Here is a 21,974-nt window from a genome sequence, read left to right as displayed (position 1 = left end):
CATGGCGGAACTGCGTGGAGCGCTGATCGGCTGCGGCTTCTTTGCCATCAACCAGATGCATGCCTGGCGCGATATAGAGGGCGCCTCGATCACCGCCATCTGCGACCGCGATCCGGACCGGCTACGGATCATTGGCGACCAGTTCGGGGTCGCACGGCGCTATACCGACGCGGCAGCGCTGTTTGCCGGCGAAAGGCTGGATTTCGTCGACATCGCCACCACGGCACCAAGCCACAGAATGCTCGTGGAGATGGCGGCGCAGCACGGCGTTCCGGCAATCTGCCAAAAACCGTTTGCGCCGACGCTTGCCGACGCCAAGGCGATGGTAAAGGCCTGTGCTGACGCCGGCGTGCCGCTGATGGTGCATGAGAATTTTCGCTGGCAGTCGCCGATCCAGGCGGTGCGTACCGTGCTCGACAGCGGCGAAATCGGCCCCCCCTTTTTCGGACGGATCTCGTTCCGCTCTGCCTATGACGTGTTTTCCGGCCAGCCTTATCTGGCGACGGGAAAGCGCTTCATCATCGAGGATCTGGGTATCCACATCCTCGACATAGCCCGCTTCCTGCTGGGCGACGTCTCGACCGTCACTGCGCGAACGGCGCGCATCAATCCCGGCATTGCCGGGGAGGACGTTGCGACGATGCTGATGGACCACACGGGCGGAGCCACTTCCGTGGTCGACTGCAGCTACGCCAGCAGACTCGCGACAGAGCCGTTCCCCGAGACGCTGATCGAGATCGACGGCAGCGACGGCACGATCCGGCTGGCGCAGGGCTACCGCCTCACCGTCACCGGCAGGAGCGGGACAGCTGTGAGCGACGTCTCGCCGCCGCTGCTGGCCTGGGCATCACGGCCGTGGCACAACATCCAGGAAAGCGTCGTCGCCATTCAAAAGCATTGGGTCGACTGCCTGACCAAGGGAACCGAGCCCGCGACCTCGGGCGCGGACAACCTCAAGACATTAGCGCTGGTCGAGGCTGCGTACGCGGGCGCCGCAAGCCGGGAGCCGGTGCAACTCGACGCCTTGCTGAAATGACAGCCGACGCCTTCCTCCTCTACGGCACACGTGCCGTTGAAGCCGAACCGGTCAGGCTGCGCGCCGGCGCGCTGACGGCGGACTTCGTCAACGGCAATCTGCGCACCATCCGGCATGGCGGCACCGAGGTTCTGCGCGCCGTCGCCTTCATCGTCAGGGATCGCGACTGGGGCACCTACGAGCCGGCGCTCACCGATTTAATCATCGACCAGGGCGACGACGCTTTCTTCGTCAGCTATTCGGCAGGTTGTTTCGGACCAGAGGGAAGCCGGCTCGACTTCCGTGCGACCATCAAGGGCTCGGCCGATGGCCAGCTGATCTTCGACGTGAGCGCTCTTCCCGACAGCGATTTCGAGACCAATCGCTGCGGCTTCTGCATCCTGCATCCAATTGCCGGGCTGGCCGGCAGCCCGGTCACGGTCGAGCATACCGATGGCAGCGTGGTCGCGACGCGGCTTCCAGAGCTGATCGATGCCTGGCAGCCTTTCAAGGATCTGCGGGCGATCACCCATGAGATCCGGCCGGGCGTCACCGCCGAATGCCGGATGCAAGGCGACACGTTCGAGATGGAGGACCAGCGCAACTGGTCGGATGCCTCCTACAAGACCTATGTCCGGCCGCTCGCGCTGCCATGGCCCTATGTGCTGCCTGCCGGCAAGACCTTCCGCCAGACCACTAGTTTGCGGATAGAGGGTCGCGGGAAAGTGCCAACTGCTGCGGCAATCGCGGAACCAATTCGCGTCACGCTCGGCCAAGCCGGACCGGCGCTGCCGGATGTTGGCGTGATCATCTACCCGGATGAGGTCGAGGCGGCGCTGGGCAAGTTGTCGGTGCTGTGCGAGCTTGGTCCGCAGCAATTGATGTTCCACTACGACCCGACGCGTGGCCATGGGCTCGACGCCTTGCGATCCTACGCCCGGCTCGCCGCCGCCTATCCGGTCCGGACAACGCTCGAATGTGTCATTGCCGGCGACGGCGATCTCGACGCCGAGCTTTCAGGCGTCGCCGACAGGGTGCGCCAGGCCGGGCTCAAGCTTTCGGCCATTGCCGTCTCGCCCTCGGTCGACCGGCAGTCGACGCCGCCGGGCAGCGCATGGCCGCAATGCCCGTCGCTCGAAGACGTCTACGCCGCGGCGCGGCGCTCCTTTCCCGACAGCCGCCTCGGCGGCGGCATGTTCAGCTATTTCACCGAACTCAATCGCAAGCGTGTGCCGGCCGACCCGCTCGATTTCGTCACGCATTGCACCTGCCCGATCGTGCACGCCTCCGACGATCTCAGCGTCATGCAATCGCTGGAGGCGTTGCCTTTCATCACGGCGTCAGTACGAACGATCTTCGGAACAATACCTTATCGGATCGGGCCGTCGACCATTGCCATGCGCCAGAACCCTTATGGCGGCGCGACCAAGGCTAATCCCGACAGTCAGCGCATTGCCATGGCCAACCGCGACCCTCGCCATGCCGGGCTGTTCGGGGCCGCATGGACGATCGGCTATGCCGCGCGCGTTGCGCCGGCCGGGCTCGAAATGCTGACGCTCTGCAGCTTCACCGGACCATTCGGCGTGCTGGCCTCGTCGGGCGAACCTGTCAAAGAAGGTACACCCCGGCCGATTTTCCACGCGGTGAAAGGACTTTGCGATCTGGCCGGCCATGCGCATGTGGCGGCGACAACGACCGATGAGACGCGGGTGCTGGCACTGGCCGGCCACTCCCAGACAGGCAAGATCATCGTCTGGCTGGCGAACCTTACTCCGGACGACCTTCCAGTCGATGTTTCCGGGCTCGGTTCCGATCAGGGTTTTCTGAATATCTGGGATGGACGAACGTCACGCCAGATTCAGCGCGACGCGTCGGGCCGAGACCGTCTTGTCATGACGCCCTACGCAACGGTCCGGATTGGCTGAAGTCACGTCGGGGTTCATGAATCGCCGCAGTTCCGCAGCGGTTGCCCGTAGCCGCAGCACTTCCGCTGCCGACTTGTCACCGGACTTGCTTTCGAAACTCGCCTGGTGCCATTCCAGTTGTCTTGGAAAAAAGACGGCTGAACGAAGCGACGTCCTGATATCCCACCCGATAGCAGATTTCTGAGACGCTCAGTTTCGTTTCCTCAAGCATGGACCTTGCCAACTCCAGCCGCCTTTCCTGGATCCATTTTCCCGGCGTTGTCTGGAGTTCGTCGAAAAACCTGCGAGACAGGGTTCGCGAAGACATCGCCAATTCGGTTGCAAGAAATTTCAAATCGATTTCTGACATCTTGTCGTTCGAGAGCTCGCGCAGCTTGTTCTCGAATGGGCTGGCGTCGTTCGAAATTTTGTCGAGAGGAAATTCGTAGGGACTCTGGAATTTGCGCGGCGGAGGAAGAACCAGAAGTTTTCGAATGATCCGCTCTTCCTTCTCGAAGCCCAGATCGATCAGCAAAGCCCTGGCGAGTTCGAGTCCGGAAAACCCGCCTCCACATGTGTAAAGGCGGTCCTGGCGAATGAGCAGGCGGGAAGCGTCCCATCGCACTTGCGGAAACCGGCGGCTTGCCTCGTTCTTCAGCCACCAGGATATCGTTGCGCGCTTGCCGTCCAACAATCCCGAAGTGGCGAGCAGATAACACGCGCCGCAATGTGCTGCGATGATTGCGTCCTGCTGCTGCGCGAGCGCGATCAGCGGTTTTGAATGCTCACTCTCCTCGTCGAGCGAGCGCAGAAGCTCCGGAATCTCGACACCCGGCATGGCAATGAGAATCAGGACATCCATTTTCCGGGATGGTTGAGCCTTTGTCGGGAAGGAAATTCCGGTGCTCGATGCCGACGGCGCGCTCCTTGAAACGAACTCACAGGAGAGAACCTGCGAACGGCAGACGTCATTCACAAGCTGAAACATTTCCACGAGCGTCGAGACGACGGCCGAATAGAAATTCGAGGGCAGCCAGATCACAACGTGGAGGCCCCTGTCAGCCATTGCGGTACTCCAGTATCGTTCTCGGATGGCAAGCCTAGCATAGTCTTTGCAAGAATTGCCAATCCCAGAACAAGCGCGGCGCCTCCAGGAGGGCCTATGCGGGCTTGCTGACGAAAGCGGGCCGCGGAAATCCATGGCTGGGAAGATGCAAATGCTGAAATCGTTGAATGAAAACACGCGGCACATACATCGGATTCAGACGCAACAGAAAACTGCGTCGGTCCGGGCTCAGGCTGATCGGTGGTCAGTCAGTAGGCCGAGAGCAAGGTGCCGGCCGCTGCGGTCGGGACCTTGCTCTTGATTTTCAGCTGCCGGAGTTCATCACGTAAAGCGCACGCGAGCGTTCGAGGTGCTTGATCATCGCCTTCTCGGCGCCATCCGCATCCTTGGCCTCGATGCGTCCGATGATCTCTTCGTGCTCGGTCAGCGTGAACTTTTCCTTGCCGGTCCAGATCAGCATTTCGGTGTGGTATTCCTTTAGCCAGCCAAGCATTGCCTCGCTGACGGCGACATAGATCGGGTTGCCGGATATTGCCGCGATCTGGGTGTGGAATTTCATGTCGGCGGATATAAAGGCTTCCGAGTCGCCACGATGGCTGCGCTGCTCGGCAACCGTTGCCCGCAACCGCTGCACGTCCTCGGCGGTTGCCTTCTCTGCGGCTTCCCTGACCATGCCGCGCTCGAAGAAGATACGCGCGTTCTTGAGGTGCTCCAGCGTGTCCTTCGACGACGACAGGATGATCTTGGCGGCGCCGTCGACCTGTTTGATGATCGACTTGGCGGTCAGCTGCAGCACTTTCGCCCGCTCGCCATGCGAGATCGCGACGAGGCCCATATTGCTCAACGCCTGCATTGCCTCGCGGATCGCCGGCCTGCCGACCTCGAAGCGCTCCATCAATTCGCGCTCCGACGGCATGTCGTCACCCGGCAGCAATTCGCCGCTGGTGATCAGGCGCTTCAGTCTCAAGAATACTTCGTCGGAAAGCTTGCGCCGGACGATCGGCTCCGAACGGTTCATCGTCGCGAATCACTCCTTTGACCGGCCCCTATCTAGCATTTCCGCCGTGAATTCCGGAACGCCTGCTGCCGGCTCGCCCTTACCGCCAAGCCGGATAGGGCTTGCAAAGCTTATGTACTCATTATACCAGATTTCAAGGGCCAAGGAACCTTTTTCGAACCACCCGGCAGGCCGCGCGAATATGATTGTTCTCACCTATCGCATCGAAACGCCGGGCAATATCGAGGCGCTTGCGGCCAAGATCGCAAGCGACCAGTCGACCGGAACCTTCGTCGCGCTGGCCGGCGAGACCGAAGAGCTCAAGGCCAGGGTCGCAGCGCGAGTCCTGGCGATACGGAATCTGCCGGATGCGGATCGGCCGTCTCTTCCCGAAACCGGTCCCGAAGCGCGCAACGGCCCGGTCAAGCGCGCCGACGTCGACATCGCGTTTCCGCTGGACGCCATCGGTACCGACTTGTCGGCGTTGATGACCATCACCATCGGCGGCACCTTTTCGATCAAGGGCCTGTCCGGTATCCGGGTCGTCGACATGAGGCTACCGGAGGAGTACCGGGGCGCGCATCCGGGCCCGCAATTCGGCGTCACGGGCAGCCGCAGGCTGACCGGTGTCGCGGATCGTCCGATCATCGGGACCATCGTCAAGCCGGCGCTGGGGCTCCGCCCGCCCGAGACGGCCGCAATGGTGCAAGAGCTGATTGCGGCCGGCGTCGACTTCATCAAGGACGACGAGAAGCTGATGAGCCCGGCCTATTCGCCGCTGTCGGAGCGGGTGAGGGCAATCATGCCGCTGATCCTCGACCACGAGCAGAAGACCGGTAAGAAGGTCATGTATGCCTTCGGCATTTCACATGCCGATCCCGACGAGATGATGCGAAACCACGATCTGGTGGCAAAGGCCGGCGGCAATTGCGCGGTGGTCAATATCAATTCGATCGGTTTCGGCGGCATGGCTTACCTTCGAAAACGCTCCAGTCTTGTGCTCCATGCCCACCGCAATGGCTGGGACATTCTCACCCGTCATCCCGGCCTTGGCATGGATTTCAAGGTCTGGCAGCAGTTCTGGCGCCTGCTCGGCGTCGACCAGTTCCAGATCAACGGCATCGCCTCAAAATACTGGGAACCCGACTGGTCCTTCGTCGAATCCTTCAAGGCGGTGACCACGCCGATCTTTTCGCCGGCCGATTGCGCATTGCCGGTCGCCGGCTCCGGCCAGTGGGGCGGGCAGGCGCCTGAAACCTTCCAGCGAACCGGCCGGACGGTCGATCTTCTCTATCTCTGCGGCGGTGGCATCGTCAGCCACCCAGACGGGCCGGGCGCCGGGGTGCGCGCCGTGCAGCAGGCCTGGCAGGCGGCGGTCCAGGACATGCCGTTGGCGGATTATGCCTTGAGCCATGTCGAGCTGGCGCGGTCGATCGAGAAGTTCGGCGGCGGCGAGGCGGCCTGACGCCATGCAAAACCTGCTTCTGAGTTACTATGGCGATGACCTGACCGGCTCGACCGACGTTATGGAGGCGCTCGAGCTCGGCGGCGTGCCGACCGTCCTGTTCATGCGCCAGCCGGACGAGGCGCTGCTTTCGCAATTTGCGCATTGCCGCGCCCTTGGGCTGGCCGGCACCAGCCGCAGCGAGACGCCGCAGTGGATGGACACGCATCTGCGAGATGCCTTCGCCTGGCTGAAGACCGTCAACGCCGAGATCTGCCACTACAAGGTCTGCTCGACCTTCGATTCCAGCCCGGCAATCGGCAGCATCGGCCGGGCGATCGAAATCGGCCGCTCGGTTTTCCGGCAAGACGGCGTGCCGCTGGTCGTCGGCGCGCCGCAGCTGAAGCGCTACACCGCCTTCGGTCATCTGTTCGCGGCCTATCGCGAAAAATATTTCCGCATCGACCGCCATCCCGTGATGAGCCGCCATCCGACCACGCCGATGGACGAATCCGACCTGCTGATCCATCTGTCGCGCCAGACCAGCCTCGCCTCGGGCCTGGTCGACCTGGCGACGCTGCAGTCCGCGTCGCGGTCGAAAGCATTCGACCGGCTTGTGGAGAATGGCTCAGGTATTGTGCTTGTCGACGTCGATAGCCTGGAAACCCAGGCACTTGCCGGCAAGGAGATTTGGCGCGCTCGCAAGCCGGGCGGTTATTTCGTCGTCGGCTCTTCAGGCATCGAATATGCCTTGCTGGTCGAATGGGCAGCGAACCGGATCGTGGATACCAAATCCGCCTTTTCGCCGCCGGGCGCTGCCGACAGGATCGCCGTGGTCTCGGGGAGCTGCTCGCCGACGACGGAACGACAGATCCGTTATGCTCTGGCCGACGGCTTCGACGGGATCGAGCTCGACCCAGTCGAACTGGTTTCTGAGGCTTCGAACGACGCGATTGCGCGCGCGGTGGCAACCGGCCGCTCCAGCCTACGGGCCGGGCGCAGCGTCATCCTCTACACCGCGCTGGGGCCTGCGGCCGACCGCGGTGCAGAAATCGATCTCCGGGAAGGCGCCCGCCATAAGCTCGGCCACGGCCTTGGCGAGGTTCTCCGCGAACTGACGCTTCAAGAGAAGCTACTGCGCGTGGTCATCGCCGGCGGCGACACGTCGAGCCATGCACTTGCCCAGATGGGCGTCGACGCGCTGACTGTGCGAATGCCGCTGCCGGCATCGCCGGGCTCGCCACTTTGTGTGGCGCATTCAAGCATTAAGGCGATCGATGGGCTGGAAATTGCCCTCAAGGGCGGGCAGGTCGGAACCGACCGCTATTTCTCCACTATTCGCGATGGGGTCGGCGGTTGATAGCGGGGAAAGTCAGGTCAAATCGGTGATGCTCGATCGGGATCGAGGATACTAGCCGGCAAACCAGAAATCTCAGGCGTTCAGATCAGCGGCAATGCCACTCATCCCGCTATCTGCCCATTGTCCTGCCTGGATGATACTGACGGGCGTAGGCGACACAGGCGTCTACCGTGCTGACACAGAGCGCATCGCGGTTGTTCGGCAGGTTGTTGTCGCCGGCGTAGGCAACCTCGGCAACATGACCGTCAACCATTCGAATTTGCGTGTTGCAATAGCCGCCGGGGGCGACGTTGACGGAACCCCCCAGCGCCGGGACGGGGCCAATGGCCACGGTCGGAACGACAATGTTGAGATTGCCGCGTTGAACGACGCGCTGATAGGTCCAGATCTGGCCGGATTTGCCGACATCGGCAGTGGCGGTAGGAAAGCCGGCGCACATTCGAACGTCCGCCTCGCTAAGGCCGACCATCTCCCTGCGGGCTGCCGCCGCCGTGGCGTCTTCCTTCGCAGTGCTCGACGTGTCGTCGGGCATGACGCAGGAAGACAGGATGGTGGCGCTTGCCGATAGAAGGAGAAGGGCAAGCTTTCGGGTGTGGAAAGATGTCATACCAACTTCGGATTGCACGGGAGCCCCGAATGCCAACCTAGGAAGTGGGCCAATCGAGTCAACCGGCAGAAAATTCACGAAGTCGTTGGTCCGCCATTCCGCCGCACGCATCTGCTGGAAGAGGTTAGGCTGCCGCCGTGACCCTCGCGCCCTATCTTCCGCCTGGGCATTGGATTTCCAAATTCGACCCCTTCTTGTCAGATGTACTGGCGCACGGTGCTGTGACTTTGGTTCGGCCGACGGTGTGCTAGTTTCCAGCCAATTGCTCCGGAGACGTCATGCCTATCAAGCTGCAAGAAATCGCCCTCGCTCTTCTGCTGTTGGTTGCCGGAACTGGGTTCGGTCATGCGGAGACGGCCCAGCGGCCGCCGCCCACAGGCGGGGTTCTCTCGCTCCTGCCACCGCCGCAGACTTCCGATCATTCGATCGTCATTGCCGGACGCACGCTCGATTACGAGGCCAAGGCCGGTACGCTGTCATTGCCGTCCGGCAAAGGCGATATCACCGCCGAGATTTTCTATGTCGCCTATGCTCTGCACGCAGGGAAAGAAACGGGACCGGATCCGCGTCGCCCGATCACCTTCGTGTTCAATGGCGGTCCGGGAGCAGCTTCCGCCTATCTCCATCTCGGCGCGCTCGGTCCGCGGGTTCTGGCGACAGCGGCCGATGGAAGTTTCCTGCCGTCGCCGCAGAGGCTGTTCGATAACCCCGACACCTGGCTCGACATGACCGACCTGGTCTTTGTGGACCCTGTCGGAACCGGTTACAGCCGTGAAGCGCCCGGCACGGAAGCACACAGCTTCTGGGGCGTCAGCCAGGACGCCGCGTCGATAGGCGCGTTTATCCGACTCTATCTGGCGCAGACGAACCGTACGGCATCGCCTGTCTTCCTGGCTGGCGAAAGCTATGGCGGCTTTCGAGCAGCATTGCTCGCCAGGAAGCTTCAGGAAGACATCGGCATCAGCCCGAGTGGTGTCGTGCTGATTTCGCCGGCGCTCGAATTCACGCTGGTGCGCCCGGACGAGTTCCAGCCGCTCCACTGGGCGCTGGAACTGCCGTCGCTGGCGGCAGTGCGCCTACACAGCGAAGGCGTTTCCGGCCCGGCCCTGCAGGAGCGGCTGGCGGAAGTCGAACGCTATGCGCTCGGCGATTATCTGGCCGCGCTGGCCGGTGGGCTGGAGCAGGGTGGACGCCTGGCGAGCCAGCGTGTCGCCGCAATCACCGGTCTGCCGCTCGATCTCGTCCAGCGGCACTTTGCACGCATTCCCATAGGGCTGTTCGCCAAGGAGTTTGCACGGGCAAAGGGCAATGTTCTCAGCGCCTATGACGGCAACATCGCGACAGCGGACGTGGCGCCAGAGAGCCTGGGAGTCGAGGGTCCCGATCCGGTGCTCGACCGAAGCGTGCCGGCGCTCACCTCCGCTTTCGTCGGCTATGTGCGTGATGAATTGAACTTCCGCACGGATATCAGCTATCGGCTTCTCAACCGTGAAGTCAGCGGCAATTGGGACTATGGGACGAGCGCGACGCGTCAGGGCTATGCGGGTGTCATGGACGACCTTCAACAGGCGCGCGTGCTAAACCCCAGCCTCGGCGTGCTGATCGTCAACGGCTACAGCGACCTGGTGACGCCGTACATGGGCTCGCGCTACCTGCTTGGTCAAATTCCTTCGCTTGCCGGCGCAAAGCCCATTCGCACCGAGGTGCTGGAGGGCGGGCACATGATGTATCTGAGGCCGGATGGACGGGCGGCACTGAAGCAGGCCGCGTCCGAGCTTTACCGAACGACGCAATGAGACGGTTTGCCCAAAAAAGCGCCGGATACGCTGTTCGCCCTCTCATCAGGCCCTAGTTCCATCGCGATTGATCGGTTACACACCTAGGATGGCGTCTTTCAGCGACGTTCGACAACGGATTAGCCGGCTCTCCAGAATCGCGCCACTGGTGCGGCGTGCTGCCGAGCGCGCCATTCGGAACACCAAGCCACACAGGCTGACAAGCCTTGTTGACCGTTGGAATGCGCTGTCGCTGGCAACACAGTTCCTGCTCGCGGGCGGTCTATTTTCCCTGTCAGCCATGGTGGTGGTCGGGATTTCCGTCACGAACCATATAGAAACCGTGGTCACGCAGAATTCGGCTTCCGCGACGGCTCTTTACGTGGACAGCGTTATCGCGCCGCTGCTTCCGGATATGCGCAAGAGCGAAGTGCTCGACGAGAGCGTCGCCCATGCGCTCGATGAAACGCTGGGACAAGGGGCACTCGGCACAAGGCTCGAATCCTTCAAGCTCTGGCGTCGCGACGGAACCATCCTGTATTCGACCGACAAGACATTGATCGGCAAGCGCTTTGAACCCAGCGACAATCTCCGGGCGGCATTCGCAGGCCAAATGGTCTCGGAGTTCGACAAGCTCGACGATCCGGACAGCGAGGCCGAAAGGGCCAGCGGCTTGCATCTTCTCGAGATCTACAATCCGGTGCTGCAGCCATGGTCGGGGGAAGTGGTGGCCGTTTCAGAATTCTACGAGGTCGCCACTGATTTTGAAAGAAACCTGCATCAGGCACTCATTCGAACCTGGCTGGACGTTGCCGCCGTCACAGCGGCCTTCTTTCTCGGGCTGTCGGCAATCGTGTTCCGTGGCAGCCGCATGATCAGTTCGCAGAGCCGCTCGTTGAAGCAGCGCATTGCCGAGCTTTCCGATCTGCTTGCGCAAAACAGACTGTTGAGGCTGCGGGTGCAGCGTGCCTCGCAGCGTGCCACCGCACTTAACGAACGCTATCTCAGGCGCATCGGTGCGGACTTGCACGATGGCCCGGCGCAATTGGTTGCTCTCGCGGCGCTGGGGATCGACAGCCCCGTCATTGCCGATCCCGCTACGCCGCAATCGAAGCGTGCACAGGAATTGCTGGCCATCAAAGCACATCTGGACGATGCCATGCGCGAGATCAGGAGCATCAGCAAGGGCCTTGTCCTGCCGCATATCGAGCATGCCGAACTGGGTGAAATTCTCCAGCTTGCCGTACGGGCGCACGAAGAACGAACCGGCGTCAAAGTGATGCTATCGATGACCGGCGGCCATGCGCCATTGTCGCCGGCGGCCAAGATCTGCATCTTCCGCTTCGTCCAGGAGGCGCTGAACAATGGATTCCGTCATGCCGGAGGTGAAGGTCAGTCGGTCGAGAAACATTTCGACGGCGAGCGCGTTTGTATCGAAGTGGCCGACGCCGGCGCCGGCTTTGACCCGCAAATCGCGCGTCCCGAGAGGCTGGGACTCGTAGGGCTGCGCGAGCGTGTGGAAAGCCTCGGGGGCCAGTTTACCGTGACTTCCTCACAGAGTGGCACAGTCGTAAGAATGGCCCTCAACATCGTTGAAATGGGGCAGACATGACAGTAGCCATCAAGCTCGCCATCGTCGACGACCACCCGCTGTTCAGGGAAGGCGTTGTGCGCACGCTCGATCAGATCGGCGGGTTCGAGATCGTCGGTGAAGGAAGCAGCAGAGACGATGCCCTGCGGATAATCGAAGACCAGCGGCCCGACATTCTGCTGATGGACATCTCGGTTCCTGGAGGTGGCCTTGGCGTGATCGGACCGGCCCTTGAGCGGCATCCGGCACTGAAAATTGTGATGCTGACCGTTTCGGAAGAAAACCAGCACGTGATGACCGCGTTGCAGAGCGGGGCCAGGGGCTATGTTCTGAAGGGGGTCGGCTCGAGGACGTTGGCTGCGATCCTGCGCACGGTAGCGTCGGGCGAACGATATGTCTGTCCACAATTGTCGGCGCGCCTGTTGGCCGATCTGTCAGCTCAATCAAAAGAGCCGGCGAAAGCTGACGGACTTGCCGACCTCACCAGCCGTGAAAGGGAGATCCTGACGCTGGTTGCCGCGGGACTGAGCAACAAACGGATCGGGCTTCGGCTGAACCTGCATGAAAAGACGATAAAGCACCACATGACGCGAATCCTGGCCAAGCTCAACGTCAGCAACAGGACCGAAGCCGCCATGACCTTGCGCGATGCGACTGAGCACCGGCATCCGCCTGTTCGCGATCATGCTTGAGCCGAAATTGCCGCACGGCGCGGCCATGTGAACTGGCCCTCAGTCGATCATTTCAAGCAACCTGTCCCGATCGGAACGCGTCGCCAGGCGCCGAATGATGGTGCGGCCCTTGGCGTCCCGCATTTCGTATTGGCCCCTGTCGATGCGTTCGCTGAGTCCATTCGAATGCACCACGCCAATGCTCGGGCCGCTCACCTCGACCCGGTCTCCTGTGGATGCGTTGACAAAGAGTTTTGGCTTGCTATCGGGGTTTACCGCAGGGGCGGGATCAGGGGGATTGTCGTCCTGCGACTTTGCTTTGCCCTTGCCGGCACCAGCATTCGAGTTCGAATTGCCGGAGTTTCCACCCGAATTGCCCGAATTGCCGTTCCCATTCCCGTTCCCGCCATTGCCGTTGCCGTTCCCGCCATCTTTGGCCCAGACAGCCTGCGGGCCGAGCGGCTGCGATGATCCATCGAACAAGACGCGATAGGGGCTTACGACGAGAATGAAGGTCAAGACGACTACAGAAATGCCGACACGACGTCCTCGTGAAGATCCGGTCCTTCGTTTCCGGGTCGTCATCAATGAACTTGTCAGTCGCATGTCGGAACTCCCCTTAATCATACGGCTCTGTCGTACTGCCTCCTGTTCGAAATTCGTGTGATGCTTAAAACAATGGTTTGCGTCCGGAACGTCAAGACCCACCAGTCCCACGATGGTAACTGGTGGGTCTCGCTAGCGCAGGAAGGGACTATTTACTGCGCAAGTCTTTTGCCTTCCTTTGGTTGCGTCTCTCCGCGGTAGCGCCGACTTCCACCGTCAGCCAACAATAAATCCAATGGCCGCGACCCCGAAACACAGGCCAAATAACGGAAAAAGCAGCCAACGTGCCTGGTGAATGCTCGGGTCCATGGCGGCCTCCTGTAACAGTCGGCATCGCAACGGGGCTCCTCGGAACTCAGTTCCTGAAACTCTCGCATTTCGGGCTTTTGCGATAGCAGCCTCGGACCAAAGTTTGGCTGTGCGGGTCCTTGGTCGATAGGCTTACAGACTGAAGTCCCTATGCCAGGAGCCCGCCCTGCATTCGCCGACCTTTGTGTCCAACTGGCAGCTGCGATCCACCGCCCCTTCGAATGCTTTGCGTTTCTGGCTCTATGGCAGCAACGCCGTTGGTCTACTGCCGCATCGTTGAAACGCCACCAATGCAGACCCATATGCGAATTGCGTCGGATGTCTCCTCCCATTGCGTCCGGCGCGTTCCCCTCTGGAGGTTATAGACCTTCACACTTGGCCGGGCTTAACAACCCGGCCTTTTCTTTTGGCATTTGTATAATCGCCTGATGGCCCTAATTTGCGAGACATCGGTAAAATCGATTTGCAAATGCATTCAAGTGCCCATAACCTGTCACCATGAGTACGATTTCCAAAGTTGCCACGCGAGCGGGCGTGTCGCGCACGACCGTGTCGCATGTCATCAACCATGCGGACCGGGTATCGAAATCGCTGCGTGAGCGCGTACAAGCGGCGATCGACGAACTCGGCTACACCCCGAACCCGCATGCGCAAAGCCTGCGCACCGGCCGTACCAACATTATCGCGATGCTGATCCCGGACATCCGCAACCCGTTCTATCCGGAGCTGGTGAAAACGGCGCAGTCGACGCTCGAAGTGGTCGGCCTCGACATGCTGATCTTCAACACCGACGTGCCGGGCGGACATTCACAGGATCACGGCCGCGAGTATTTGCGCCAGATCGGGCGCAAGCGGGTCGACGGCGTCATCGTTGCCGACTTCGCGCTGCACGGCATGCACAGCGAACTGCTCAGCCTCGATCTGCCCGCCGTCTTCATCGGCCATCTGCCGAACCATGCTGTCGACAGCGTCCAGCTGGACGATTTCGGCGGCGGCTATCTGATGGGCGAGTATCTGGCGAAGAGGGGCCATCGCCGCATCGCCCATGTCACCGGGCCATCCTTTTTCAAGGAGGCGATGGCGCGTGCCGCCGGTTTCGAAAAAGGGCTCGCCGACAATGGCGTGCCAATCTCCGCCGATCTGCGGTTTGAGGGAAGCTATCTTGCCCCGTCAGGGCGGGAAGCGGTCACCTGGCTCAGGGAGAAGCACGGCGGACACCTGCCGTCGGCGATGTTCTTCGCCAATTATCTGATGGCCTCCGGTGCGCTGACCGAATTCTACGACCATGGGATCAATATCCCTCAGGATATCGCCATCGCAGTCTTCGATGACCTGCCTCAACTGGAATATGTCAGGCCGAAGCTGACCTGTGTCGGCAACAGTCCGACAATGCTTGCCAAGCGCGCCACGGAAATGCTGCTCGAACGGCTGGGTGGCAAAGTCGAGGGCGCGCCGCGCACCGAAGTGATCCCATGCGCGTTGAGCCCATTCGACAGCGCGTGACGCCAGATGCCGGCAAAGGGAACGGAGGTCCCTTCGCCAACGTTCGACCGAACAACATCCAAGGGAGGAATTGATGACTGACAAAACGACCCGCGACCGGCCATTGGCCAGCCTGAATCGCCGTCGGCTGATCCAGGGCGGCGCCACTTTCGCTGCCGCCGGCCTCACAGGCTTCCCGTTCATCAACAGGATGGCCGTGCGCGCTCAGGAAGCGCCGCTGAAATTCTGGCAGTTCTATGCGCCTGGCGGAGACGTGAAGCCGCAGGTCCAGTGGTTCGAAAAGCTGGTGGCCGACTGGAACGACGGCCACGACCAGAAGGTCGAGCTCGAATATGTCGTCAACAGCGAATACATCTCCGGTTCCAAGCTGGCAACGGCCTTCGCGTCGGGCGAGGGTCCTGACATCTTCCTCATCAGCCCCGGCGATTTCCTGCGTTATTACAATGGCGGCGTGCTTGCCGACCTGACGCCGCATATCGAGGATGGCGCCAAAGCCGATTTCCCGGAAAGCGTCATCGCCAACCGCATGGTGGACGGCAAGATCTACGGTGTGCCGATGGAAGTCGAGCCGATGGCCTTCTACTATTCGGTCAAAGCGTTCGAGGATGCAAAGCTCAACGAGAACGACGTGCCGAAGACCTGGGACGAGCTGTTGGCGGTCGCCAAAAAGCTGACGACGCCCAGCCGCTACGGCGTGCTGTTCGAAACGACTCCCGGCTATTACCAGAACTTCACCTGGTATCCGTTCCTGTGGCAGGGCGGCGGCGAATTCCAGGGCAAGGACGGCAAGAGCGCCTTCGATTCGCCGGCCACCGTCCAGGCGCTGAAACTCTGGCAGGATGCCATCAATACCGGCGTGGCGCCGCGTCAAGTGGTCGGCGGTGGTTTCGACATAGTCGCCAATCTCGGGGCAGGGCTGTGCGCCATGCAGAACTGCGGCATCTGGGGCATTTCGGCGATGGACAACAACGCCAAGGATGTGCCCTACGGCATCTTCAAATTGCCGACGCCGGCCAATGGCAAATACGTCACTGTCGGCGGCGGCTGGGCCTTCGTCGCCAATGCCGGGGGCAAGAACCCAGATGCCTCCGCCCAGTTCTGCGCCTGGGCGCTGGCCTCGATGGACCAGGCCTCGATCGACCGTGTCGTCAACTGGTGCACGGTCGCCAAGAGCGACATGCCGCCGCGCAACAGCGCGCTGAAGGCCGGCGCCGATGTCTTCAGCACGGGCAAGTTCGGCACCTTCGCCAAGGAGATCCACCCGGGAACGCGTGCCGAGCCGCGGGTTCCGCCGGAGGCGTACAAGATCATCTCCGACGCCATCCAGTCGGCACAGCTTGGCGGGGTTGATGCCCAGCAGGCGGCGACGACGGCCAGTCAGCAACTCGATGCGTTCCTCGCTTCCTATTCCGGCGCGCCGATCCTTTAGGCCCTTTCCAGCATGGATCAGTTGAAACCGCCAGCCGCGGGCGCGAATTCCGCCCGCGGCCTCACCGCCAAGCAAAGGGAGCGCTGCGCCGCATGGCTGTTCGTCCTGCCCGATGCGGTTGGCCTGCTGGTGTTCGTCGGCGTGCCGATGCTGCTGTCGCTCGCCGTCGGGTTCTTCGAGGTCAACGGCTTCGGCGGCTACAGGTTCGTCGGGTTCGGCAATTACAGGCGCATGTGGGGCGACCCGCTGTTCTGGTCGTCCGTGAAGGTGACGGTAGCCTATGCCGTCATGCTGGTGCCGGCGCTCTACGTCGCCGGACTGGGACTGGCGCTTCTGGTGCAGAAGACCAACCGCTTCAACGCGGTCATGCGCTCGATGTTCTTTGCGCCGCAGATGGTCAGCCTGGTCGTGGTGGCGCTCGTGTGGCAGCTCATGCTGGTCGAAAAGGTCGGCATCGTCAGCCGGCTGGCGCCGCTCGTCGGTCTCGGCGGAATTTCGCTGCTCGGCGATCCAAATCTGGCGCTGTTCACGCTGGTGCTGGTCAGCGTCTGGTTCCTGATGGGTTTCTACATGCTGATCTTCCTCGGCGGGCTCCAGGACATCCCGGCAGAGTACTACGAAGCCGCAAAGATCGACGGTGCCGGGCCGGTGACAAGCTTCTGGTACATTACTTTGCCCTTGCTCAAGCCGACCAGCTTCTTCGTCCTCCTGGTCTCGCTCGTCGCGGCTGTCGCCGGCGGCCAGGTCTTCGACCTGATCTATGTGATGACCAAAGGCGGGCCGGTCAATTCGACCTCGGTGCTGATCATCTACATCTACAAGCAGGCGTTCCAGTTCGGCGCCTTCGGCTATGCATCGGCAATGGCATCGCTGCTGGTGCTGGCGCTGATGCTGGTCACGGTCTTCTTCTTCGTGCTGACGCGCGGCGGACGTTTCGAGCATGACTGACGGCCGAACTCATTCCGGCCGTTCGCAGATACGAGCGGCGAGGCTTGCCTGGATGCTGGCGACCGCAGCGCTTGGCCTGATGACGGTGTTCCCGCTTGTCTGGATGCTGGTCATCTCGCTCAAGCCGGCGAGCGACGTCTTCACGCCGAGCCTCATTCCGGAACGGCCGACGCTCGGCAATTTCCTCTATGTGCTGACCGAGGTGCCGTTCCTGCGCTATCTCTTCAATTCGTTCTTTGTGTCGGCCACAGTAACCGTCGCTGCGCTGTTCTTCCATTCGATGGCCGGCTATTCGCTCGCACGGCTGCGTTTTCCGGGCCGCGACATTCTGTTCCTCGCCATGTTCTCGACCTTCCTGGTGTCGCTGCCAGTAATCATCGTGCCGCTGTTCATTTTGACGCGGACGCTGCACATGTTGGACAGCTATGCCGGGCTGATCATTCCGGCGATCTTCAACGCGTTCGGCATCTTTCTGCTCAGGCAATACTACCTGTCGCTGCCCAGGGAACTGGAAGAAGCCGCGATCATGGATGGTGCCGGCTACTGGCGCATCTATTGGAGCATCATCCTGCCGCTCAGCCGGCCGATCCTGTCGGCACTGGCGATCCTGTTCTTCCTCGCCAACTGGAATGCTTTCCTGTGGCCGTTGACGATCACATCGGACCTCGATCTCTGGGTGGTGCAGGTAGCCATTGCGAACTTCAAGAGCCAGTACGCCGCCGCCTGGAACTACGTCATGGCCGCCTCGACCATCGTCGCCGTGCCGATGCTGGTTCTTTTCGTGATCTTCCAACGCCAGATCATGGAATCGATCAAGACAAGCGGCCTGAAATAACCGCTGAAGCAAGAGGAGAAACACATGGATAATGCCGGCTTGTCGCCGCTTCGCGGGCTCGCCAAATTGCGCGACGCCAAAACCCGCCGGTTCTCGAGCTACGACCGCACCGGCGGCAATGACGACCGGCTGCACATTGAACCCGGCCAGACGGTGGTGATTGCCGAACATGACGGTGCCGGCATCGTCACGCATATCTGGGCGACGCTCGCCTGCAAGAGCGAGGACTTCCTGCGCAAGATCGTGCTGCGCGCGTACTGGGATGGCGAGGAACATCCGAGCATCGAAACGCCGATCGGCGATTTCTTCGGCATGGGGCATGCCCGCACCCGCAATTTTGCCAGCCTGCCGGTCCAGGCAAGCCCCGAGGACGGCAAGGCCTTCAACTGCTATTTTCCGATGCCGTTTGCCAGCCACATGCGCTTCACCGTCACCAATGAGGCTGAGGACGACCTGCTTTTCTATTACTATGTCGATCTCGAACTGCATGAGGAACTCGAGGAAGGCCTGGGCCGCTTCCACGCCCAATACAGGCAGCAGCGACCTGATGGCATAGACGAGACGGGGCTGGCCAACGAGCAGGTCCTGTTTGGCGGGGAAAACACCGACGGGAACGGCAACTACACCATCCTGAAGGCGGAAGGTCATGGCCACTATGTCGGCGTGCTCTATTCCGTCTATTCGCGGCGGCGTTCCGCACTATGGGACTGGTATGGCGAGGGCGACGACATGATCTTCGTCGATGGCGAGCCGGGCATTTCCGTGCCGGATACCGTGCGCAAGCCCGATCCGCGCATCGGACCGAAGGCCGAACTGATCGACGATCGCGGCGAGACCGGCCCCGGCGCCAACGATGCCTGGCCGCCGACGCTGCACGGCACCGGCACGGAAGATTATTTCAATACGGCATGGTGCCCGACACAGGACTACAGCGCGCCCTATCACGGCATCATCGCCGCCGGCGGGCCGAACTGGACCGAGCCGGTTACGCTCTATCGCTGGCACATAGAGGACCCGGTTATCTTCCACAAACGCATCCGGGTGACCATCGAGCACGGTCACGCCAATCGCCGCTCGGACGACATTTCGTCGGTCGCCTTCTGGTATCAGGCCGAACCGCACAAACCGTTCGAAGCGCTTGTCGATGTCGAGGACCGCATCCCCACCTATCGCGCGCCTTATCACAATTGGAATGCCGCCTTCGACGAGAAGAGGCGTTAGGCCGGGATGCGTTCGAATTGAACCGTGCATCCCGCGCTATCTGTGTCGGGGCACGACCCTGCCGCAGCGTGCCGCCTCAGCTGCGAGGTGGAAGTTGCTGGACAGACCAGGTGTTGCCGTCGGGATCCTCAAAGAAGACAAATCTGCCCCAGGGAAAATCCTTGATATCGCTGACCTCGATGCCTTGAGCGGCCAGGTACCGGTGAGCCTCATCGATATCGGGCACGACCAGTTGCAGGCCCCTTATGGATCCCGGGGGGCTGTCAACGAGGCCCTTGCCCATGGCAATCGAACAGGCCGAACCGGGCGGCGTCAATTGCACGAAACGTATCTCGTCGCTTACGGTGTGGTCGTGATCGAGATGAAAGCCGACCTTCCCAACATAAAAGGCAATTGCTCTATCGATGTCCGATACGGGGACCGGGACCAGTTCCAGCTTCCAATCCATGACAGCCCTTTCGCAGCTTGATCGCCAAGTGGTGCCGAACACCGTGGGCGCCATCCCGCCGTCTTCCCAATGCCATTGTCGGCGCGGGCCGCTCAGTCAGTCAAGAGATACCCGGGCTCGGGCAACGTGAGGACCGGTCTCATTGCTGAGACGACGTTCGGAACCGATGAGCACAAGCTCAGTTAGACGGAGGACAACCACCTTTCGGATCAGCAAGGACGACTTTAATGATCGGAACGCAGGGCGCCGAATACAACTGTGGGAAGGTTGAACGGGCGTCGTTGACGCGCGAAGGGATTGCTTAGAAGCGACGCTCGCCGAAGCTGGCGAGATCGTCGGACGGCGAAGCCGAAGCGCAATTATGCCGTGAATGCCTACGATTCGACCTGCCTTCTCCTTGCCGCGATCAAAGACGCCAGCACTGCATCCAAGGGATATCCGAGCCGGCGCGACGTTCTGGCGGCGGTGCGCGATATCCGTTTCAGGGGAATCGCCTATCGCGAGCCGGTGCGGTGGGATGAAAAGGGCGACAATCTGGCCGCTGTGACTGCACTCAACGGGGTGAAAACGGCCGCTTCCGACAGATCGCCGAAATCCAGCAGATGCAGAGTGTCGAGCAGACCTGACGCCGACAGGCTCTCCGACCGAACCGGTTTCCGCCGCTTTGCCAGGACGATTTTCACAGGACCACGAAACAATAATCTCCGGTCGCCGTTTCGCCCGCAGAACCTTTCGAGGAGGCGACGATGAGCGCAACCGGCTTGGACGTTTTTGACAAAACGCTGCAAATAACAAACATCTGGCTTGACGAGATCATGGCGGATCTTGGTCCGGATCGACACGTGGCCTGGCATACATTGGGCGCCGTTCTGCGAACCCTTCGCGACAGGCTGCAGATCGGACTGGCGGCCAAATTGGGAGCGGAACTGCCGCTGCTCGTGCGCGGCGCCTACTATGATCGCTATCGGCCCGCCGACATGCCCGACAAGACACGCTCGCTCGAGAAGTTCCTGCAACACATCGCCGATGAATTGAAATCGACCCGTCCTGTCGATCCCGAGGATGCGGCACGCTCAGTGCTGCGTGTGCTTGCACGGCATATAGACCTTGGCCAGTCGGCAAAGGTGCGGGATGCGCTGCCAAAGGAAATCCAGGTCCTCTGGCCTGAAAGCGTGGGCGTCAAATAGCGGCGATCCTGCTCATGCGGACGCGCGACGGACCAACTGCCACGAAACGCTGAAAAGCGTAGGTATTGCGCCCGGTGTTGCCGAGATCAATGAGATCAGATGATCGGCAAGATGGTCGTAGTGGGCAGTTTCGGGGCCGATTGTCGTCAATGCCGGATGACTGAATTCGCCCTCGTCGATATTGCCGCAGCCGATGACTGCAATGTCGCCGGGCACGGAGAGGCCGGCCTCCTCGAATGCGTGCAGGGCGGTCACGGCGGCAAGATCGGATTCGACGAAAAGCGCGGTCGGCCGATCCTTGCGGGCGGCCAGCGCCGTAGCATTGGCAAACGCAGCCTTGCGCGCCTCTGCACCGCCGATCACCAGGTCGTCTCGCAGCGGAAGGCCGCGTGCTTGCAGGAAGCTGCGATAGGCGGCGAGACGGCTCCCGTCCACCGCTTGCTCATGCACCATATAGGCGATGCAGCGATGGCCGGCTCGGTAGAGGTAGTCGAGTGCCTCGAAGACGGCCCTGCCGGTATGCTGGCGCACAACCGAGAAGCCTGCCGGCTCGATGGTCGGATGGAAGATCACCGCTGGCCGGCCCGCGGCCGCCAGGCGCGCGGCCAAGAGCATCACCTCGGGCTCGGAGAGATGCTGCCAGTCGGCGATAATGCCGTCTGCCAGCCCGCTCTCGATTTCCCTCACGATCCGGTCGGTTCGTTCGAAGGTGTCTCCCGCGGTGATAATTGTCGAAAATCCCCTCAGAGCCGCTCCAGATTGGATATCCTGCGCGATCCGGTCGCTGAACGGCACGCCGAGACGAGGCAGTACAAGGCAGATTCGCTCGGCCTGCTGGCGGCGCAGCTGCCGCGCGGTGCGGTTTTGCACATAGTTGAGCTCAGCGACGGCCTCGAGGATGCGCTGCCGCGCCTCCTTGCCGACGAACTTCAGGCGCGTGCTGTCGCCGCTGAGCAGGTACGACACGGCAGCGGTCGATACATTGGCGCGCCGGGCGACATCGGCCATGGTCGGCGCCTTTCTGCGATCGGGACTTCTCTCGTGCATTGTTGGATCCG

The 21,974-nt window shown here is 61.5% G+C and carries 19 protein-coding genes; 13 read left to right on the top strand and 6 right to left on the bottom strand.

Annotation, left to right across the window (positions count from 1 at the left end; all coding sequences use genetic code 11):
* The first annotated feature begins 1 nt into the window (after position 1).
* Positions 2-1,036: a Gfo/Idh/MocA family protein gene (locus NKJ15_RS04405; RefSeq protein WP_352814274.1), complete on the top strand. Its 1,035-nt coding sequence runs from the start codon at positions 2-4 to the stop codon at positions 1,034-1,036.
* Positions 1,033-2,940, top strand: coding sequence for a D-apionate lactonase (gene apnL, locus NKJ15_RS04400; RefSeq protein WP_352814271.1), 1,908 nt, complete (start codon positions 1,033-1,035; stop codon positions 2,938-2,940). The genes NKJ15_RS04405 and apnL overlap by 4 nt, the downstream gene beginning before the upstream one ends.
* Positions 2,941-3,016: 76 nt before the next feature.
* On the opposite strand, the gene NKJ15_RS04395 is transcribed toward apnL, so the two are convergent.
* Positions 3,017-3,985 (bottom strand): GlxA family transcriptional regulator, encoded by a 969-nt coding sequence (locus tag NKJ15_RS04395; RefSeq protein WP_352814269.1) that lies wholly within the window; start codon positions 3,983-3,985, stop codon positions 3,017-3,019.
* Between the two features lie 304 nt (positions 3,986-4,289).
* On the bottom strand, positions 4,290-5,003 hold the full coding sequence (locus NKJ15_RS04390; protein WP_292663135.1) for a transcriptional regulator NanR: 714 nt from the start codon (positions 5,001-5,003) through the stop codon (positions 4,290-4,292).
* A gap of 181 nt (positions 5,004-5,184) precedes the next feature.
* Here NKJ15_RS04390 and oiaX point away from each other — a divergent pair, with 181 nt between their 5' ends.
* The gene (gene oiaX, locus NKJ15_RS04385) at positions 5,185-6,447 is read left to right on the top strand and encodes a 3-oxo-isoapionate-4-phosphate decarboxylase OiaX (RefSeq protein ID WP_352814266.1); all 1,263 of its coding nucleotides are present in this window, start codon (positions 5,185-5,187) and stop codon (positions 6,445-6,447) included.
* Between the two features lie 4 nt (positions 6,448-6,451).
* Positions 6,452-7,786: a four-carbon acid sugar kinase family protein gene (locus NKJ15_RS04380; protein WP_352814263.1), complete on the top strand. Its 1,335-nt coding sequence runs from the start codon at positions 6,452-6,454 to the stop codon at positions 7,784-7,786.
* A 109-nt stretch (positions 7,787-7,895) separates the two neighbouring features.
* On the opposite strand, the gene NKJ15_RS04375 is transcribed toward NKJ15_RS04380, so the two are convergent.
* A complete protein-coding gene (locus NKJ15_RS04375) occupies positions 7,896-8,393 on the bottom strand; it encodes a hypothetical protein (protein ID WP_352682601.1) in 498 nt (165 codons plus the stop codon).
* A gap of 278 nt (positions 8,394-8,671) precedes the next feature.
* Between NKJ15_RS04375 and NKJ15_RS04370 the strand changes: the two genes are divergently transcribed.
* From NKJ15_RS04370 to NKJ15_RS04360, 3 genes are all read left to right on the top strand, one after another.
* Positions 8,672-10,189, top strand: a complete 1,518-nt coding sequence (locus tag NKJ15_RS04370; RefSeq protein ID WP_352469598.1) for a S10 family peptidase — start codon at positions 8,672-8,674, stop codon at positions 10,187-10,189.
* A 148-nt stretch (positions 10,190-10,337) separates the two neighbouring features.
* Positions 10,338-11,780, top strand: coding sequence for a sensor histidine kinase (locus tag NKJ15_RS04365; RefSeq protein ID WP_352814261.1), 1,443 nt, complete (start codon positions 10,338-10,340; stop codon positions 11,778-11,780).
* Positions 11,777-12,451 carry a LuxR C-terminal-related transcriptional regulator gene (locus NKJ15_RS04360; protein WP_352682605.1) on the top strand — a complete coding sequence of 225 codons (675 nt, stop codon included), beginning with the start codon at positions 11,777-11,779 and terminating at the stop codon, positions 12,449-12,451. The genes NKJ15_RS04365 and NKJ15_RS04360 overlap by 4 nt, the downstream gene beginning before the upstream one ends.
* Before the next feature lie 39 nt (positions 12,452-12,490).
* Here the strand turns inward: NKJ15_RS04360 and NKJ15_RS04355 are convergent, their stop codons facing one another.
* Positions 12,491-12,949, bottom strand: a complete 459-nt coding sequence (locus NKJ15_RS04355) for a hypothetical protein (protein WP_352682607.1) — start codon at positions 12,947-12,949, stop codon at positions 12,491-12,493.
* Positions 12,950-13,843: 894 nt separating this feature from the next.
* On the opposite strand from NKJ15_RS04355, the gene NKJ15_RS04350 reads away from it, so the two are divergent.
* The 5 genes from NKJ15_RS04350 (at position 13,844) to NKJ15_RS04330 (ending at position 19,281) form a co-directional block, all read left to right on the top strand.
* The gene (locus tag NKJ15_RS04350) at positions 13,844-14,848 is read left to right on the top strand and encodes a LacI family DNA-binding transcriptional regulator (protein ID WP_352814258.1); all 1,005 of its coding nucleotides are present in this window, start codon (positions 13,844-13,846) and stop codon (positions 14,846-14,848) included.
* A gap of 73 nt (positions 14,849-14,921) precedes the next feature.
* The gene (locus tag NKJ15_RS04345) at positions 14,922-16,277 is read left to right on the top strand and encodes an ABC transporter substrate-binding protein (RefSeq protein ID WP_352814256.1); all 1,356 of its coding nucleotides are present in this window, start codon (positions 14,922-14,924) and stop codon (positions 16,275-16,277) included.
* Positions 16,278-16,289: 12 nt separating this feature from the next.
* Positions 16,290-17,225, top strand: a complete 936-nt coding sequence (locus tag NKJ15_RS04340; protein ID WP_352767192.1) for a carbohydrate ABC transporter permease — start codon at positions 16,290-16,292, stop codon at positions 17,223-17,225.
* The gene (locus tag NKJ15_RS04335; RefSeq protein ID WP_352814254.1) at positions 17,218-18,060 is read left to right on the top strand and encodes a carbohydrate ABC transporter permease; all 843 of its coding nucleotides are present in this window, start codon (positions 17,218-17,220) and stop codon (positions 18,058-18,060) included. The genes NKJ15_RS04340 and NKJ15_RS04335 overlap by 8 nt, the downstream gene beginning before the upstream one ends.
* A 24-nt stretch (positions 18,061-18,084) precedes the next feature.
* A complete protein-coding gene (locus NKJ15_RS04330) occupies positions 18,085-19,281 on the top strand; it encodes a glycoside hydrolase family 172 protein (RefSeq protein WP_352814251.1) in 1,197 nt (398 codons plus the stop codon).
* A gap of 76 nt (positions 19,282-19,357) precedes the next feature.
* Here NKJ15_RS04330 and NKJ15_RS04325 read toward each other — a convergent pair whose 3' ends face one another.
* Positions 19,358-19,783, bottom strand: coding sequence for a VOC family protein (locus NKJ15_RS04325; protein WP_352814249.1), 426 nt, complete (start codon positions 19,781-19,783; stop codon positions 19,358-19,360).
* 692 nt (positions 19,784-20,475) lie between these two features.
* On the opposite strand from NKJ15_RS04325, the gene NKJ15_RS04320 reads away from it, so the two are divergent.
* A complete protein-coding gene (locus NKJ15_RS04320; RefSeq protein ID WP_352448133.1) occupies positions 20,476-20,916 on the top strand; it encodes a DUF2267 domain-containing protein in 441 nt (146 codons plus the stop codon).
* Positions 20,917-20,928: 12 nt separating this feature from the next.
* Here NKJ15_RS04320 and NKJ15_RS04315 read toward each other — a convergent pair whose 3' ends face one another.
* The gene (locus tag NKJ15_RS04315) at positions 20,929-21,924 is read right to left on the bottom strand and encodes a LacI family DNA-binding transcriptional regulator (protein ID WP_352682613.1); all 996 of its coding nucleotides are present in this window, start codon (positions 21,922-21,924) and stop codon (positions 20,929-20,931) included.
* Positions 21,925-21,974 lie beyond the last annotated feature (50 nt).

The sequence above is a fragment of the Mesorhizobium sp. M0207 genome, assembly GCF_040321995.1.
Lineage (GTDB): Bacteria > Pseudomonadota > Alphaproteobacteria > Rhizobiales > Rhizobiaceae > Mesorhizobium.
Note: the sequence above shows the minus strand (reverse complement) of the source record. Positions and strands in the feature narration are given on the sequence as shown.